The organism is Ammoniphilus sp. CFH 90114 (assembly GCF_004123195.1).
Lineage (GTDB): Bacteria > Bacillota > Bacilli > Aneurinibacillales > RAOX-1 > YIM-78166.
The window spans coordinates 1-14,144 of sequence record NZ_SDLI01000015.1 but is presented as its reverse complement, the minus strand read 5'-3'; the positions used below and the strand labels follow the sequence as shown (position 1 = coordinate 14,144).

Below are 14,144 nucleotides of genomic sequence, written 5' to 3'. Positions count from 1 at the left end.
GTTTATACCCTATAGGGGGTATCTAGTTCGTTTATGTCTAAATTATGACACCCTCCATTTTTGTGAGATCTGTCACAAACAGAATCTACTATCTAGCTTATTCTAGAAGCATCTCAGTGAGAAACAATCGAATCCGGATTCTACAACGTAAGTATTACTCGATCGAAGGAGGTTCGAAATGGGCAAAAAAGGAATTCAATTTATACTTGGATTTGTTCTAGCCTTTGGACTAGGATATTTGATTTATCAAGGAATGGGCTCCGAGGTGGCAGAGGTTGTCGAGCCACAAGTAACAGAGCCAGCTCCAGTTAGCGCGACCACCGAGCCAGCAGCTACAACAGCAGAAACAGAGGTTCTTGTTCAGAAAGGTTGTTTGGCTTGCCATGCCGTATCTGGCCTCGGACTGGATGGGGGAGTGACGGGACCAGACTTATCGCAGGCTTATATGAATGTGGCCGATAAACATGGGGTGCCATTGGACGAATTCCTGAAGGCGCCGACTTCTGCGGTCATGTCTAGTGTGCTTGGAAGCAATCCGTTAACAGATGAAGAACGCCAAGCTTTAATAGAAGCTTTACAGAAAGCGTCGGGACATTAGAGGGGGGGCTAGGAAATGAAAAAGTGGATACCAGTATTATCAGGGGTGACTGCAGGATTTTTAGCTGCGACAGTGTTCTTCGCAGACTTTAATGTAGGAACCAAAACCGCTGCCGTGGATCCTGCGGTGAAAAGCAATGCTGAAAAGGTGTATGTACCTTTTGGGGAAAAGGATGAGTACTACCTATTCGCTTCAGGAGGACATTCCGGACAAATGTTTATCTACGGGGTTCCGTCGATGAGACATATTCGGACCGTGCCTGTATTCTCCCATGATTCCGCTACCGGATATGGATGGGACGAGCATACCAAGGAATTGATGGGAGGCTATACATGGGGAGATCTACATCACCCGGCGTTTTCCGAGACCAATGGAGATTATGACGGAAAATGGATGTTTGCCACGGATGTCGGAAACAGCCGGGCTGCGGTGATGGGGCTTGATTCCTTTACGGTTCGCGATATTATCGAGGTACCTAATACAAGCGGACCGCACTGTGCAGCCTTCGTGACCGACAATACGGAATATATCTTCTTGCCTACTCGATTTGCCGTACCATTAGGCAGTGAATATGCTTCGCTTGACGAATACAGTGAAAAGTATCGTGGAGTAATGTCTGCAGTGAGCTTTGATGAGCAGACGGAAAAATTAAATGTAGCTTGGCAAGTGGCTCTTCCGCCGTGGTCTTATGACCTATCGGATGCTGGAAAAGGCATATCTAAGGACTGGGCCGTGCTAACAACCTATAACACGGAAGAAGCAACCACGAATTTAGAAATTAATGCGTCTCAAGCCGATCGTGATTATATCGTTCTTTTTAACTGGAAGGAACTTGAGAAAATGGTTGCTGATGGCCAGTTTGATGAAGTGAATGGTCAGAAAATTATTTTCCCGGAAAAGCATAAAGGGTCCATTTACCTGATTCCTGTAGCTAAGTCTCCGCATGGTGTAGACGTGACTCCAGATGGAAAGCGATTCATCGCTTCAGGGAAGCTGGCTCCAGCGATGACGATCTTCTCTTTTGAGAAAGCTTTCGCTGCGATTGAAAACAAGGAATTTGCAGGCGAGAGAAACGGCATCCCTGTTCTAAACTATGAATCCGTCATGGAACGAGAAGTCAATCCAGAGAATGCACTAGGACCATTGCATACCCAGTTTGACGATAAGGGAATGGCTTATACGACCATGTTCATCTCTTCTGAAGTGGTGAAGTGGGATCCGAATACAGGGGAGACCCTTGATCGTGTAGCCGTGCAATATTCTCCTGGACACTCCGTTGCAGCGGAGGGAGATACGGTAAGCCCAGATGGTAAGTATTTGATTGCTCTAAACAAAATTGCCAAGGATAGCTACTTATCCGTTGGACCATCCCATCCGGAATCGATGCAGCTCATTGATATCTCTGGAAAGATGGAAGTCATTCAATCCGCGCCTGTGAATCCAGAACCGCATTACGCTCAGATGATTAAAGCTGACAAAATCAATACCTTCACCGTTTATCCAAAAGATGAGAACAGACCAAACTCCGTCTGGAAGCAAGAAGATACACGCATTGAACGAATCGGGGATGAGGTTCATGTGTATGGAATTGCGATGCGCTCGAAGTTTATCTTTGATGCAAAATCAGAACGTCCTGACGTCATTGAAGTCAATGAAGGAGATAATGTCGTTCTTCATTTAACGAATATTGATTTAGATCAAGACATTACCCACGGCTTTGCCATCAATATGTATAACCTCAATATTGAAGTGCAGCCAGGCCAAACGAACACGCTGAGATTCAAGGCAGATAAGGCCGGTACTTATCCGCTATACTGCACGAATTTCTGCTCGGCACTGCATCAAGAGATGACAGGGTATCTACTCGTGAAGCCGAAAAAGTAATCACATGGAGCAGGGATCAGGCTAGCTGATCCCTCCTTCCATCTTAAGGAAAGAGGGATGAAAAAAATGAATAAAAAACTTTCCCTGTCTTCGTCGTTACTTGTATCGATAGCCTCTGTCCTATTGTTTGCAAGTCTCTTCTTTCCGTGGTGGGGAATGCAATTTATCGCGCCACAGTATCCAGAAGGCCTCGATATCATCGTGTATCCTAATAAACTTGAAGGACAGATTGAAATCATCAATGGATTAAATCATTACATCGGGATGAAGGAGTTTAGTGAAAAAAATTTCCCTGAGTTAAACTATTTGCCCTATATAATCGGCGGCTTGGCCCTACTCGTTTTAGGTGCTGGGTGGTGGAGAAGATGGAAGGGGCTGGCTGCGACGGCCCTACTCTATGCTGTTGGGGGGGTGTTAGGGGTCTATGATATCCATCGCTGGCTAAAGGACTTCGGAACGAACCTTGATCCTAAAGCACCAATAAAGATTGATCCCTTCATTCCTCCGATATATGGGGAGAATCAAATCGCTAACTTTATCACCCATAGTTATTTTTCTACCGGATCTTTTCTACTTGGGGCGTCTTTTCTCCTTATTCTATGGGTTCTGTGGAAGGAGAGGAAGAGATGTTAAAGAAAGGGCTTCTGCTTGCTACAGGTTTGTTTTGTATGCTGGGGTCTGCACCCCTTATGGAAGCAAGCTCCGATCTACAACGGTTGGTTGAACAGACAGCGGAGGGTGGGGTTCTCACCTTATCCTCTGCTGCTCCTTATGAGGGAAATGTCATTATCGATAAGCCCATGACGCTTCGTGGGGAAGAAGGAACGGTTATTCGGGGGGATGGTACAGGGAATGTAATTACCATTACCGCTCCAGGTGTCCGACTGGAAGGACTTCATATTACTCACAGCAGCTTTAGTCGAAATTCGGAAGAGGAATATGCAGCTGTGAAGGTGATGTCGGATGGAAACCTACTCGAAAATTTGACCATCACTGACTCCTATCATGGTATCTATCTGAGCGGAGCCCATCACAACCAGATCTCTCAAACGACCATCAAGGGCAAAGGAGATCAAGAAATTGCGGGTCAAGGGAATGGCATCCATGTGTATTATTCCAATCACAATGTTTTTCAAGGGAATACCATCTCCCACATGCGGGACGGCATGTTCTTCGATTATTCCAATGACAGTCAGGTTGAAGATAATCGTGTCAGCCATAACCGATATGGTCTGCACTATATGTATTCCGATCGTAATGTGTTAGTAGGTAACGAGTTTAGCTTTAACGTGGGTGGGGCTACACTCATGCACTCGAAATCAATTCGTCTAGAGAATAATCGATTTACTCTTCATCAAGGAACACGTTCCTTCGGAGCGATGGTTCAAGCTTGTGATGACAGTGAGATTATCCATAATGAATTCTTCTATAACCAGCGGGCTCTCTATATTGATCAGTCCCAACGAAACCGGATTATAGGCAACAAATTGATAAATAATCAAGTAGGCATCGAGTTATGGGCCAGTTCAGCTGGACAGATATTTAGTGAAAATCACTTTGAACGCAACACGGCACCCGTTCTGATGATAGGTGGACAAGGAAACAATCATTGGAGCGAACATGGAAAAGGAAATCGTTGGGGAAATGACTATCCCATGATGGATCTGAATCAAGATGGGATTGGAGATTTACCCGTTCAGTATAGCTCAACCCTGTATCAACTTATACAAGAAAATGAACTGGTCTACTTATTTTTAAATAGCCCGGCAGTTCGTATCTATGAGTTGCTAGGGAGATTCTCTCAAAAACAAATGGTCATGGTGGATGATCCTCATCCTCTCATGTCATCCGGTCAATCCCTGCCTCTGGGTTGGGTGACCCTTGGGGTTGTCGTGATATTCATCATATGGCGAAGAAAACGGAAGGAGGTAGAACGATGATTTATATATGGAAAGAGTTTAAAGAGCAATCGAGAGGAAAAGGGCTATGGTTATCCTTCATCATGCTAGGCATCGTTTCCTTGTTTCTGTTGCTCCAGGTTCAATCGTATCCCGTCGAACAAGGCTTTACTGTTTTTCTTATTTCGCTTTATGAAATGATGGTTCTCCTCCTTCCTTTGCTTTGCTTGTTTATAGGTTCTTTTTCGATATGGCAGGAAAAAGAACAACGAACCCATCTCATTCTCTTAGCGAAGCGAGAGTCTTATCGGGGCTTTCTCTTCAAAAAGAGCTTAGCTATACAGGTCGTGATGATGGGGATGATGACCTTGTGGTTGTTTGTCTTGGCTCTCCCGATGAAATTCCTATTTTCGTTTGATGTCACTTCGTTTCTTGCTTTTTGGACCGCAACGCTTGTTTTATCGGTCATCTTTTCGCAGATGGGGATCTTCTGGGGGAGTGTGGCGGCGAATCGGATGCAAATCGTAGGACTCAATTTGTTCACTTGGTTTTTCTTTCTTTTCGTGATTGATTTGGTAACCCTATTCTATTTGCCGGCCGTAAACTATGAAAACATAAAGCTGTTTTCTTTTCTCTACTTTCTAAACCCGATTCATGCTCTTCAAATCTTTTTAGAAACTTCCATTGGGTTGTTTCCCATCAATCATATGTCGAGACTCATGGAGCGGTTAATCTGGTTGCCTCCTATTCTATTTATGCTATTTAATCTCGTCTTTTGGACAATGGCATTGTTTGAAGGGGCAGTTCGTAAGGGGCGAAAGGGGAATTATCCATGATTGATATTCAGGGTTTAACTCAACATTATCGAAACAAAAGAATCCTTGACGACGTATCGCTGCAAATTAGTGAGCATGAAATTTGTGCCTTGGTAGGGCGGAACGGAGCAGGGAAATCCACTTTAATTCATACGATTCTTGGTATCTTGCCGATTCAGAAGGGTACCGTGCAAATTGCAGGAATCTCATCAAAACAAGAGGGTTGGAAAAAAAGAGTGGCCTATCTTCCAGAAAAGTTTCAACTCTATCCTCAATTGACGGGAGAGGAGAATATACGATTTTTTGCCTCTTTAGAGGACGAGGCAAAGGAAGAAAAGATAGAACAATGCTTGCGGATGGTCGAGCTATGGGAGGCCCGGAATGAAAAGATCAAGGGGTATTCAAAGGGAATGCTGCAACGGCTTGGGTTAGGGATTATGCTGTACTATCCAGCCGACATCTTAATCCTTGATGAACCGACCAGCGGACTCGATCCCATGGGAAGAACTGAGATTCTTCATATCCTAAAATCCCTTAAAGATAAGACGATTCTCTTTTCTTCACACCACATGGATGAGATTAAACAGATTTGTACTCATGTCGCTTTTCTAGAGGAACAAAAAATGACCAAGTATACGATCGATGAGTTTAACCTGCAGTCCTTGAGTCAGGGGGTAAGCTGAAATGAAAAAGAAGATGTTGGGATTAGTCCTGATGTTGCTCGTGCTGATTATAGGGGGATGTGGGGGAGGAGATTGGCAAGCTGATATCGAGCCCCTAACCCATTACACAGGTCAAGCTGTTCCTCTTAAGCTTCACATTCAAGAGGGAGGGAAGGGATTGTCCGGTCTCACGATTGAAGCAGAGCTAGAGATGAAGCATATGGATCATGGATCAGTAGCGGTGCATTTTTCGGATCAAGGGGAAGGGGTCTATGAAGGCTTAGGGGAATTACCCATGAGCGGAGATTGGATTGCAGTCGTTACGGCAACAGATGGGAAGCGAAATAAAGAACTTATTATACCATTCGCGATAAAGGAGTAGTGAGATCAGATGAACCGAATGATACTCTTCATCATCATTTTATCTATAGGATTGCTTCTTGTAGGATGTTCAGGCGAAAAAGAGGCAGGCTCTGCATCTTCTTCTGTGGCGACGATAAACGGGGAAGGCATTACGGAGGAAGATGTAACTTTTTATCAACTGATTAACCACATTCAACTTGAGATGTACCGTGAAGCTGACCGCAAACGATACACGGGGCAGGAACTAGAGGCGGCGATGAAGTTTTGGGATCAACGAATCGAGGAATCCAAGGAACGTAATATGCTCCTAACCCAGATCATACGTCTGCGCGCTGTCGCCTTACTTGCTCAAGAGAAAGGGTACTCATCTCAACAAGAGGAAGTAGAGTTGGGGATAGACGAAGCCAAGAAGGCTTATCAAAGCTCGCCTGTCGCTCAAGAGTTAATCCGTAACTATGGGGAGGAAAAGTTCTGGGAGCAGCAGGAGATTCAGCATCAGCGCATTGTCCTTGTGAAAAAGGTCCAACAAGATATTCTCGCGAACGTGAAACAAGCGAATCCAGAGGCAGCAGGCAAAGAGCTCACGATGCTTGCCGAGAAGAAGTACGAGGAGCTTTTGGTTTCTCAAGTGGGGAGTTTAAATATTCAATTTGCAAAGAAGTAGATGGTATGGATTTCCATGTTTGAACAAAAGCTAAGTAGGAGGTTTATAGAAGGGAGTCTGTACTCATGTCAGAACAAACGATTTACGATAAAGTAGGGGGAGAGGAGACCATCGCTAAAGTGGTGGATTACTTCTATTCTGAGCTAGTCTTAAAGGATCCTTCTGTCAGTCACTTTTTTGAACATACGGATATGGAGAAACAACGCCTCCATCAAACGAAATTCATCAGTTTTGCTTTAGGTGGACCGAACCAATATTCGGGATCTTCGATGGCCAAAGCGCATGAAGGTATGAATATTCAACCGGAGCACTTCCAGGCGATTGCCAAGCATCTGCATGACGCGTTAGCGCATTTTGGCGTAAGTGAGTCCGATATCGACCAAGCGTTATCTAAGGTGGCTGCTTTGAAGGATGATATCATTTATAAGTAAAATATGTAAAAGCTGATGTCTAAGACAGATTATCAGCTTTTTTTGTTTGGGTCCCCTTATAGTTTTCTGGCTATCGTCGAGTAAAGGTGTTTATGGAATCAACGATGTCAGCTACCTGTGCCCGGTAAATAGGATACTCCTCACCCTCATAGGATAGCATTTGACCGTCATGATGATAGCCAATACTTTCAAGCAGCCGTTTCCCATCTGGGGAAATGACAATGGCACCTAATTCCTTAATAATTACTCCAGCTTCGGCAAGGGAGCCGAAAAAATAAGGCATGTCCCGAATAAGAGCTCTCGAATAAGATTTTCGGTGTTCATCCTCGATATCGACAATAAAGGAAACACTGTATAAGTAGACTTCCTTTTCTTTATCGTAATGTAATACGTAGTTGGCTAGGTCACCTTCTTTAAGTTCTCCTCGGAGGACTTTCTCGAACGCATCCCTCGGCAAGGGAAGGTGGGCAAAATATCCCTTAATACCTTCCTCGGTTATGACTACTCGACCTAGTTGCGTGCCTCTTCGAAAATTCTGTTTCACCGCTTCTAATTCGATATGCCATTGTTTAGGATAAATTCGATAATCAAGCGACATCATCTTTTCTACATCTTCTGTGGTGGCTGTTCGAACAAATAACATGGATGGATCACCCCTTACCTTCCATTTAAACCTTAGTCCACGAATATTGCAATAACGTATTCAACAGGTGGAAATAATGGTAATATTTACATATATACCTTATGGGAGAAGGAGAGAGAAAGGCATTGGAATCAGAAAAGTATATTGAGGCGAAGAAAAAAGTAGCCCGAATCAAGTCCTTTTATATTCACCTGATCATTTATATTTTAGTCAATGCTCTACTGTTCGGCATAGACATGCTGGATGATTCATCTAACTACTGGTTTTACTGGCCATTGTTAGGTTGGGGAATCGGATTGACTGTTCATGGACTCTCTGTATACGCATTGGGGGGGCTCTTCAGTCGAGAGTGGGAAGAAAAGAAGATTCGTGAAATCATGGAAAAGGATCAAGGAAAATAAGTCAGCTATATGGTACAGGGGACTTAAAGCCCTGTGCCACGGGTAGCACCTTATAAAATTGCTGCTAAGAGGCGGTGATGAAATTGATTGTATATGAAAAGGAAAAAACGTTCGTCCTCATCACTCAACATGATCATGCCCAAGTGTCAGGGGATATAATGTCTGCTTGGAAGAGCGACTGGCTAAACCGTGATGAGCGGAGGGCGGATTTAATTTATGCCGCTTATCAGCATGATCGGGGTTGGATTGATCTTGATCAATTCCCTTTGTGGAATGATGCGAAAAATCAGCCCTTTACGTTCTTTGATTTTCCCGCCAAGATACGATTTCAGTATTATGTCAAAGGGTTAGATGAGGTGGAACAAGTCAATGAATATGCAGCGCTATTGTGCAGTCTGTTATACACGGCATTGGCCAAGCGCTTCATCAATGAGGACACGATGATGTTTATTCACCGTGAACAACTAAGACAAACTCGACTAAAAAAGAGAGTGGATGCTCAAGAGGAGAAGCTTAAACGTCACTTGAACGCTCTTGTTTTATGTGACGAGCTCTCGTTATTCGTTTGTATGCAACCGCCGGGGACGCCGAGAAACCAGTATGAGTGGTTTGCCAAGGGGCTTCATTTTTCCTTTCCCGATTTCTGTGACAACGTCTTGGTTGCGGATTGGATGGGTGATCAAGAAGTGCAGTTGAAACCGTTTCCTTTTGGTAATAGATTTGAAATCACGATCCCATTCAAGGAAGTCGACAAGGTCGATGTCAGTCAAAAAGGGGTTGTAAAGTCTTACGCTATTGCCCAGACTAGGCAATTAAGGGTTACACTCGAGGAAAGTACGATGTAGATGAGTCGACAGATAGCTTGTCGACTCTTTTATTTTTTGGGACAAAATAATCCTTGGTACATCCCTTAAAATATTTCAGTTATTAAAATAAATTGTTACAAAGATATTGTAATGACAAAAGTTTAGCTATTGAAATATAATTGGAGATGATATATGATACATAGGGTAAATTAGTAGTTAAAAAACGAACTTAACGTTCAATGAGAGGAAGATTACTTTGACCTCGACAGAAACTCATATGTCGCGTCCCCCTTATGGAATGCTCTCGATTTTAATGATTGGGGCATTCCTAACGTTATTAAACAATACTCTTTTAAATATTGCCTTACCTTCCATCATGGCAGATTTGAAGGTTGAAGCATCAACAGTTCAATGGCTTACAACAGGTTACATGTTGGTGAATGGGATTTTAATCCCAACAACGGCTTATTTAATTCAAAAATATTCGATACGTCATTTATTTCTAGCCGCAATGGGGATTTTTACTATAGGAACGATTATGGCAGGAGAAGCCCATGTATTTGAGCTCTTGCTTGCGGGACGGATGACTCAAGCTGCAGGTTCAGCGATCATGATGCCTTTACTCATGAATGTTATGTTGGTAAGCTTCCCTATCGAAAAAAGAGGAACGGCCATGGGGGTCTTTGGTTTGATTATGATGGGAGCCCCGGCTATTGGACCCACTTTATCCGGTTGGTTAGTCGAACATTATGATTGGAGAATGCTGTTTCATGTCGTGACTCCTGTTGCTTTTGCCATCTTGTTGGTCGGTATCTTTTTATTAAAAGACAAGAAGGAAAAAGTTGATTTGCATTTAGATTCATTTTCCCTTGTGTTATCTAGTGTCGGATTTGGCGCCTTGTTGTATGGATTTAGCTCCGCAGGGAAACAGGGATGGGCGAGTCCACAAGTCTATGGAATGATTATTTTGGGATTGGTGGCCATAGTCATCTTTATTCGTCGACAATTAAAGCAAGAGAAACCCATGCTTAATTTCACGATTTATAAATATCCGATGTACGCTCTCTCGATTACGATTTCTATGGTCGTGACTATGGCACTGTTCTCGGGAATGGTCCTGATGCCGATCTATGTGCAAACGATTCGAGGCATCTCCCCATTAGATGCGGGGTTAATGATGTTGCCTGGAGCTATTATTATGGCTTTAATGTCCCCTATTACAGGTAGACTGTTTGATAAATATGGGGGTCGTACCCTTGCGATTATCGGACTTGCACTCACAACAGTCACGAGTTATTATTTAAGCCAATTAACGCTCGAAACGACGTATACGTATCTAGTTGTTTTATACTCCATCCGGATGTTAGGAATGTCGATGGTGATGATGCCCGTTTCAACGAATGGGTTAAATCAATTGCCTAAGCGTTTCTATCCACATGGGACTGCCATGAATAATACGATGCAGCAAGTGTCTGGGGCGATTGGTACGGCATTACTCGTCACTGTCATGTCCAATCGAACCGAGGTTCATGCAGCGGAACTTATGGCAGCGGCGAGCGGAGTGATGAATGAACAAGTCATGATGAAGGCGATGTTAGAGGGGATTAACGATGCTTTCTTTGTTTCCGTCTTTATTGCTGGTATAGCGCTGATTCTAGCGTTCTTTATTAAACGAGCCAAGCCGGCTGAAGATATGGACGGGATGGAACCGCTGGGTGAAAAAATGTCACCGAAACTAGCGAATAACTAGAAAGAAGGAAGGTGGCTCCGAAGGTCGGTAAAACTGACCCCGAGGGGGCACCTTCTTTCTATTTTTTTGGCAGAAAAACTTCCAGTGTTCCGTCCTCATGACTTGACGGGAATAACCGGAAGTTTTCTGTTAAGATTCCTAATGCAGCTTATAAATGTGATTGAATTTCTCTTCAAAGTAACGGATAAGGTAATCTGAGTTTAATTTCTCCCCTGTGACTCGCTCAATGAGTTCAGATGGCGTATAGAGTTTCCCATGCTGATGAATATGATTGTGTAGCCAATCTAGGATTGGCTTCAAATTTCCTTCAATGAGCAATTGATCAAAGGTTGGGATTTCTTTTTGAATGTGGTTATACAGCTGCGCCGAATATAAATTGCCAAGTGTGTAAGACGGAAAATACCCGATGGCAAAGCACCAATGAATATCCTGTAGGACCCCAACGGAATCGGTGGGAGGGGTTAACCCAAGATACTCTTCCATTTTTTTATTCCAAGCAAGTGGCAAGTCCTTGGCATTTAATTCTCCTGCCATCATGGCCTTCTCTAGCTCATAACGAAGCATGATATGCAGATTATACGTGAGTTCATCTGCCTCAATTCGAATCAGAGAGGGTTCCACGATATTAAGGGAGCGGTGAAACTCTTCCACTGAAGTTGAATCTAATTCTTGAGGGAAGTGCTCCTGCAACATTGGATAAAGACCACGCCAAAACGCCTCGCTTCTCCCGATCATGTTCTCAAAGAATCTGGACTGAGACTCATGAATCCCCATGGATGCGCCATCTCTTACGAAGGTTCCTTCGTAATCTTTGGAAATATTTTGTTCGTAGACGGCATGTCCTAGTTCATGGATGACGCTTGTAACGGCGGAACGGATATCGTCTTCGTGATAGTTTGTGGTGATGCGCACGTTTTGCAACGAGATTCCGGTAGCAAACGGGTGAGCACTTTCCGCAAGCATGCCTGCTTCTTTATTAAATCCAAGCTTGGTAAGGAGGATTTGGCAGAAGTCTTGTTGTTGCCTTTTCGGATAATTTTGTTTCAAGAAGCTAGTCTTTGGTTGATAAGAGGATTGTTGAATACGTTGCAAAAGATCAATGGTCTTTGCTCGTAAAGTCCCAAATAATCCGTCTAAAACCTTGACCGTATATCCCGGCTCAAATTGATCTAGCAAAGCATCATAAGGATGCTCCTCATAGCCATAATATCCTGCGAATTCGCGGTTGATCTCAATGATGCGCTGCAGACTTGGTTCGAATAGGGAAAATTCGTTCTTAGCTCTAGCTTCTTGCCAGATTCGCTGGGCGTTGGCGGTGAGGATGGAGTACTCTTTGTAAAGGGCTTCAGGTATTTTCTTCGTTTGATCGTATTGTCGTTTCGCTTCTCGAAGGGAGGCCCTTGTAGCTTGATCAAATGGCTCATAGTTAGAAGATTCCATAAGGACGTCCAGACATTCTTTCATCTCGTCGGACGTGGTTAGGCGAAAAATCTCGAGCGCAAGAGTTCCAACCGCCTCAGACATGTAAGGTAGACCTAACTTGGGAGAAATGGTCTCCATATCCCATTGAACGAGAGAGGAGATACTGTTTAAATGACAAATTCGAAGTTCTAATTCTTTAAATCTTTGTAGGCTTTGTTCCATACTCATCGGCAGGGTTCCTTTCAGTTGAATAGGCTTATTCATCTATATTATAGTACATTAGAGGGCTTGCCAAAATATTCATGCAGAATAAGTAATAATATTATCCCTTACATAATCTTAAGAGAAAGGCTGGGAATTAGATGTCTTTGGAAAGTGTAAAATCTCATTTTAAGAAATGGGATCGCGATGGTGACGTAATGGAATTTAACACCCTAAGTGCTACAGTTGATCAAGCGGCGGATACAATTGGGGTGGAGCCTGCCCGGATTGCGAAGACCTTGTCTTTTCGAGGGAGTGAGGAACAAGCGATCTTAGTTGTTGCTGCAGGCGATGCGAAGATCGACAATAAAAAGTTTCGCGAATTCTTTGGGTTCAAGGCTCGTATGCTTACCCCTGAGGAAGTGCTAGAGCAGACGGGACATGCCATCGGTGGGGTTTGCCCATTTGGATTGAAGAATGAGCTTGCCGTTTATTTGGACATATCCATGAAGCGGTTCGACTCCGTATTCCCTGCTTGCGGAAGTACGAACTCGGCCATTGAACTGACCTGTGAGGAGCTTTACGAATATTCCTTGGCCAAGGAATGGGTAGATGTATGTAAAGGATGGAATGAAGAGGAGCTAAAAGACTGTGTGTAGGTGGAGGGAGCAGGGGTCTGCTCCTTTTTTGTGTCTATGCTACCGATAATACCCAAGATACCGAGATTGGCAGAGACGAGCCCAATGCTGATAATTCGAGGGACAAAGTCAGCTTGCTATACAAAAAATTCTCTTCCCTAAGCTCTAAAAGGGATATATTTTCACGTACGGCTAGCTCATGTTCACGAGAAACAAAGACCATCATGTCTTCTGACCATATAGACAGCATAAGTGTGCCATAATTTAATAAATTTTGACAAATCTATCGGGAAGCTTTTTATTTATTGAACTTAGAAGGATATGTGCAGAAAACCCCGAGAAGAGGTACGGTGGTAAAGGGCTTTACGACAGAAGAATTTCGTGACATATTAGAAATTAGAAATTACTTAGAGCTTCTTTCCATAGACCGAATGGATACCCGCGAACGTGGGATGTGCCTTGAGCAGATGAAGAAATTGATTGTAGAAATGGGAAATGAAGGTCTAGAGCGTAGGGCCTACGCCAAACTAAATTATGAGTTTCATTACCAACTCATTAAAGCTAGTCGCAGTGAAGTGATTCAAAATACATACTCCCGATTGGCGAGTCCTCTCATTTCCCTTCAATCCCTGGCGTTTATGAAGGAAGAATCGATCAGAACTTCTCTGAGAGAACACAAGGAAATTGTATCCCTCTTAGAAAAAGGAGAAATGGAGAAGGCTAAAGCCTTGCTGAACAGCCATAATCTTGCTGTTTATCCGCGGATCCGAGAAATGAAGGGTCTGGAGAGCTAAAAGTATATCTTATAGATAAATAGAATTAAAGAACGAGTTTATTCCCTTTGTCGTTGACGATGCGCGATCATATGGGTATTGACCTGCAAGAGACATTGATATGGAAAAAGAGGTAAATAACTAGAGGGTGCCCTAGGAGGGCACCTTTTAGTGCGCTTGGCAGCGCACTATACT

16 protein-coding genes are annotated in these 14,144 nt (G+C 43.5%); 14 read left to right on the top strand and 2 right to left on the bottom strand.

The window, feature by feature from the left end; all coding sequences use genetic code 11:
- Positions 1 to 178 precede the first annotated feature (178 nt).
- The 9 genes from EIZ39_RS22710 (at position 179) to EIZ39_RS22670 (ending at position 7,315) form a co-directional block, all read left to right on the top strand.
- Entirely contained in the window at positions 179 to 598 is a 420-nt protein-coding gene (locus EIZ39_RS22710; protein WP_129203205.1) for a cytochrome C, read from the top strand.
- Between the two features lie 15 nt (positions 599 to 613).
- Positions 614 to 2,482 (top strand): Sec-dependent nitrous-oxide reductase, encoded by a 1,869-nt coding sequence (gene nosZ / locus EIZ39_RS22705; RefSeq protein ID WP_129203203.1) that lies wholly within the window; start codon positions 614 to 616, stop codon positions 2,480 to 2,482.
- A 66-nt stretch (positions 2,483 to 2,548) separates the two neighbouring features.
- The gene (locus EIZ39_RS22700; RefSeq protein WP_129203201.1) at positions 2,549 to 3,115 is read left to right on the top strand and encodes a hypothetical protein; all 567 of its coding nucleotides are present in this window, start codon (positions 2,549 to 2,551) and stop codon (positions 3,113 to 3,115) included.
- Positions 3,109 to 4,422 (top strand): nitrous oxide reductase family maturation protein NosD, encoded by a 1,314-nt coding sequence (gene nosD, locus EIZ39_RS22695; protein WP_240675913.1) that lies wholly within the window; start codon positions 3,109 to 3,111, stop codon positions 4,420 to 4,422. Before EIZ39_RS22700 ends, nosD begins: the two co-directional genes overlap by 7 nt.
- Positions 4,419 to 5,216 (top strand): ABC transporter permease subunit, encoded by a 798-nt coding sequence (locus tag EIZ39_RS22690; protein WP_129203199.1) that lies wholly within the window; start codon positions 4,419 to 4,421, stop codon positions 5,214 to 5,216. The genes nosD and EIZ39_RS22690 overlap by 4 nt, the downstream gene beginning before the upstream one ends.
- Positions 5,213 to 5,878: an ABC transporter ATP-binding protein gene (locus EIZ39_RS22685; protein WP_129203197.1), complete on the top strand. Its 666-nt coding sequence runs from the start codon at positions 5,213 to 5,215 to the stop codon at positions 5,876 to 5,878. Before EIZ39_RS22690 ends, EIZ39_RS22685 begins: the two co-directional genes overlap by 4 nt.
- A 1-nt stretch (position 5,879) precedes the next feature.
- Positions 5,880 to 6,239: a FixH family protein gene (locus EIZ39_RS22680; RefSeq protein WP_129203195.1), complete on the top strand. Its 360-nt coding sequence runs from the start codon at positions 5,880 to 5,882 to the stop codon at positions 6,237 to 6,239.
- Between the two features lie 9 nt (positions 6,240 to 6,248).
- Positions 6,249 to 6,884, top strand: coding sequence for a hypothetical protein (locus EIZ39_RS22675; protein ID WP_129203193.1), 636 nt, complete (start codon positions 6,249 to 6,251; stop codon positions 6,882 to 6,884).
- A gap of 65 nt (positions 6,885 to 6,949) precedes the next feature.
- On the top strand, positions 6,950 to 7,315 hold the full coding sequence (locus tag EIZ39_RS22670; RefSeq protein ID WP_129203191.1) for a group I truncated hemoglobin: 366 nt from the start codon (positions 6,950 to 6,952) through the stop codon (positions 7,313 to 7,315).
- Positions 7,316 to 7,385: 70 nt separating this feature from the next.
- On the opposite strand, the gene EIZ39_RS22665 is transcribed toward EIZ39_RS22670, so the two are convergent.
- Positions 7,386 to 7,958: a hypothetical protein gene (locus EIZ39_RS22665; protein ID WP_129203189.1), complete on the bottom strand. Its 573-nt coding sequence runs from the start codon at positions 7,956 to 7,958 to the stop codon at positions 7,386 to 7,388.
- A 101-nt stretch (positions 7,959 to 8,059) separates the two neighbouring features.
- Here EIZ39_RS22665 and EIZ39_RS22660 point away from each other — a divergent pair, with 101 nt between their 5' ends.
- The 3 genes from EIZ39_RS22660 to EIZ39_RS22650 all read left to right on the top strand — a co-directional run bounded on the left by EIZ39_RS22660 (position 8,060) and on the right by EIZ39_RS22650 (position 10,915).
- A complete protein-coding gene (locus EIZ39_RS22660) occupies positions 8,060 to 8,359 on the top strand; it encodes a 2TM domain-containing protein (protein WP_129203187.1) in 300 nt (99 codons plus the stop codon).
- A 77-nt stretch (positions 8,360 to 8,436) separates the two neighbouring features.
- On the top strand, positions 8,437 to 9,204 hold the full coding sequence (locus tag EIZ39_RS22655) for a DUF3891 family protein (protein ID WP_129203185.1): 768 nt from the start codon (positions 8,437 to 8,439) through the stop codon (positions 9,202 to 9,204).
- A 238-nt stretch (positions 9,205 to 9,442) separates the two neighbouring features.
- The gene (locus EIZ39_RS22650) at positions 9,443 to 10,915 is read left to right on the top strand and encodes a DHA2 family efflux MFS transporter permease subunit (RefSeq protein WP_129203293.1); all 1,473 of its coding nucleotides are present in this window, start codon (positions 9,443 to 9,445) and stop codon (positions 10,913 to 10,915) included.
- A gap of 138 nt (positions 10,916 to 11,053) precedes the next feature.
- Here the strand turns inward: EIZ39_RS22650 and EIZ39_RS22645 are convergent, their stop codons facing one another.
- Entirely contained in the window at positions 11,054 to 12,565 is a 1,512-nt protein-coding gene (locus EIZ39_RS22645) for a carboxypeptidase M32 (protein WP_129203291.1), read from the bottom strand.
- A gap of 134 nt (positions 12,566 to 12,699) precedes the next feature.
- Between EIZ39_RS22645 and EIZ39_RS22640 the strand changes: the two genes are divergently transcribed.
- Both EIZ39_RS22640 and EIZ39_RS22630 read left to right on the top strand, forming a co-directional pair.
- Positions 12,700 to 13,197 carry a YbaK/EbsC family protein gene (locus tag EIZ39_RS22640; RefSeq protein WP_129203183.1) on the top strand — a complete coding sequence of 166 codons (498 nt, stop codon included), beginning with the start codon at positions 12,700 to 12,702 and terminating at the stop codon, positions 13,195 to 13,197.
- A 302-nt stretch (positions 13,198 to 13,499) separates the two neighbouring features.
- Positions 13,500 to 13,970, top strand: coding sequence for a GntR family transcriptional regulator (locus EIZ39_RS22630; protein ID WP_164985267.1), 471 nt, complete (start codon positions 13,500 to 13,502; stop codon positions 13,968 to 13,970).
- Positions 13,971 to 14,144: the final 174 nt, after the last annotated feature.

Excerpts from the sequence above, each read along its gene's own strand:
- EIZ39_RS22700 (WP_129203201.1), top strand. The coding sequence starts at position 2,549 with ATGAATAAAAAACTTTCCCTGTCTTCGTCGTTACTTGTATCGATAGCC.
- nosD (WP_240675913.1), top strand. The coding sequence starts at position 3,109 with ATGTTAAAGAAAGGGCTTCTGCTTGCTACAGGTTTGTTTTGTATGCTG.
- EIZ39_RS22685 (WP_129203197.1), top strand. The coding sequence starts at position 5,213 with ATGATTGATATTCAGGGTTTAACTCAACATTATCGAAACAAAAGAATC.
- nosZ (WP_129203203.1), top strand. The coding sequence starts at position 614 with ATGAAAAAGTGGATACCAGTATTATCAGGGGTGACTGCAGGATTTTTA.
- EIZ39_RS22650 (WP_129203293.1), top strand. The coding sequence starts at position 9,443 with ATGTCGCGTCCCCCTTATGGAATGCTCTCGATTTTAATGATTGGGGCA.
- EIZ39_RS22675 (WP_129203193.1), top strand. The coding sequence starts at position 6,249 with ATGAACCGAATGATACTCTTCATCATCATTTTATCTATAGGATTGCTT.
- EIZ39_RS22660 (WP_129203187.1), top strand. The coding sequence starts at position 8,060 with ATGGGAGAAGGAGAGAGAAAGGCATTGGAATCAGAAAAGTATATTGAG.
- EIZ39_RS22710 (WP_129203205.1), top strand. The coding sequence starts at position 179 with ATGGGCAAAAAAGGAATTCAATTTATACTTGGATTTGTTCTAGCCTTT.
- EIZ39_RS22645 (WP_129203291.1), bottom strand. The coding sequence starts at position 12,565 with ATGAGTATGGAACAAAGCCTACAAAGATTTAAAGAATTAGAACTTCGA.
- EIZ39_RS22655 (WP_129203185.1), top strand. The coding sequence starts at position 8,437 with ATGAAATTGATTGTATATGAAAAGGAAAAAACGTTCGTCCTCATCACT.
- EIZ39_RS22665 (WP_129203189.1), bottom strand. The coding sequence starts at position 7,958 with ATGTTATTTGTTCGAACAGCCACCACAGAAGATGTAGAAAAGATGATG.
- EIZ39_RS22690 (WP_129203199.1), top strand. The coding sequence starts at position 4,419 with ATGATTTATATATGGAAAGAGTTTAAAGAGCAATCGAGAGGAAAAGGG.
- EIZ39_RS22680 (WP_129203195.1), top strand. The coding sequence starts at position 5,880 with ATGAAAAAGAAGATGTTGGGATTAGTCCTGATGTTGCTCGTGCTGATT.
- EIZ39_RS22670 (WP_129203191.1), top strand. The coding sequence starts at position 6,950 with ATGTCAGAACAAACGATTTACGATAAAGTAGGGGGAGAGGAGACCATC.
- EIZ39_RS22640 (WP_129203183.1), top strand. The coding sequence starts at position 12,700 with ATGTCTTTGGAAAGTGTAAAATCTCATTTTAAGAAATGGGATCGCGAT.